Origin of the sequence: Paenibacillus darwinianus (assembly GCF_000598065.1) — a bacterium.
Taxonomy (GTDB): Bacteria; Bacillota; Bacilli; order Paenibacillales; family Paenibacillaceae; genus Paenibacillus_I; species Paenibacillus_I darwinianus.
On the sequence record NZ_KK082134.1, the window covers coordinates 5,870 to 7,078 of the forward strand.

Consider the following 1,209-nt stretch of genomic DNA (forward strand, 5'->3'; position numbering starts at 1 on the left):
GGCTCGCCGTAAGCAAGTCCTTCCCCCGCCAGAGCGGCGGCCATCCGCAAAGCCGCTTCATCCTCGTGAAGTTCGTTATCTCCCAGCTCGAGCACATAAATATGCGCTTTCCCGATGTCGAGCAGCTTGGGGATGTCCGCTTCGGCGACGATATGTCCCTTGCGGAAAAGCCTTCCCTTGAACTGCCCGGGTATGATCTGCGTCAGGTCGTGAGCCAAGGGCAGCCCGATCGCTTCCTCGACCGGCACCTCGCGCAGTCTGGTCGCCGCCGCGCCGCCGCTAATCATTTCGTGTTTTTCGTTTGCTTCGTTCATTCGCTATGATCCCCCACCCGTCCGGTCAGAATGGCAAGCGCGTGCGGAAGCTGATCCATGATCGCCATCAAATTTTCCTGCACACCTTTGGGGCTGCCTGGCAAATTGACAATCAGCGACCGGCCCCGGATGCCCGCCACGCCACGCGAGAGCATCGCAGCACGCGTCTTTTGCATGCTGCCGAGCCGCATGGCCTCTGCAATGCCGGGCACGGAGCGGTCGATGACCCGGATCGTCGCTTCCGGAGTTAGGTCACGCGGACCAAGACCCGTGCCGCCGGTCGTCAGCACCAGGTCCGCTTGATAGTAATCGGTCATTTCGATCAATGCCGCCATAATTTCATCCTGCTCGTCCGGCACGATTCTGTAGTCGACGATTTCGCCGCCCATTTCCTCTTCCACCAGCTGCGAATGACTTGAGCGCTCGTATCCTCGCGTTCGCCGCGCGAGCCCTTGTCGCTGGCCGTCAGTACCGCTACCTTCCAACGCATCGACTCCCCCCCTTTGCAGATAGGCTGACCCCGGCAGGCGATCAGCTCTCCCCTGCTTTGTAATCGCCGCTTTTGCCCCCCGTTTTGCTCACAAGCCTTGTCGGTCCGATCTCCATATCCTTCTGCAGCGCTTTGCACATATCGTAGACGGTTAACGCTGCCGCCGAAACGGCGGTCAGCGCCTCCATCTCCACCCCTGTCTTGCCGGTCGTCCGTACGGTTGCCTCGATCGTCAGCTCGTTGGTCCCGTTATCCCGAAACGCGATATCGATTCCCGTCAGCGGCAGCGGATGACACATCGGAATCCAGTCCGCCGTTTTCTTCGCGGCCATGATGCCGGCCACCTGTGCAACGGCCAGAACGTCTCCTTTGCCGATCGTGCCGGCTTGGATGCGTTCCAGCGTG

1 protein-coding gene and 2 pseudogenes are annotated in these 1,209 nt (G+C 60.5%); all 3 read right to left on the bottom strand.

What is annotated here, in order from left to right; genetic code table 11:
* A pseudogene (locus BG52_RS02745) lies at positions 1 to 314 on the bottom strand (hypothetical protein); the annotation flags it as partial.
* Positions 311 to 804 (bottom strand): annotated as a pseudogene (locus tag BG52_RS02750) (MogA/MoaB family molybdenum cofactor biosynthesis protein). The pseudogenes BG52_RS02750 and BG52_RS02745, both read right to left, overlap by 4 nt.
* A gap of 41 nt (positions 805 to 845) precedes the next feature.
* Positions 846 to 1,209: cyclic pyranopterin monophosphate synthase MoaC (moaC, locus tag BG52_RS15150; RefSeq protein ID WP_036666806.1), on the bottom strand; the 364-nt coding region annotated here is incomplete at its 5' end.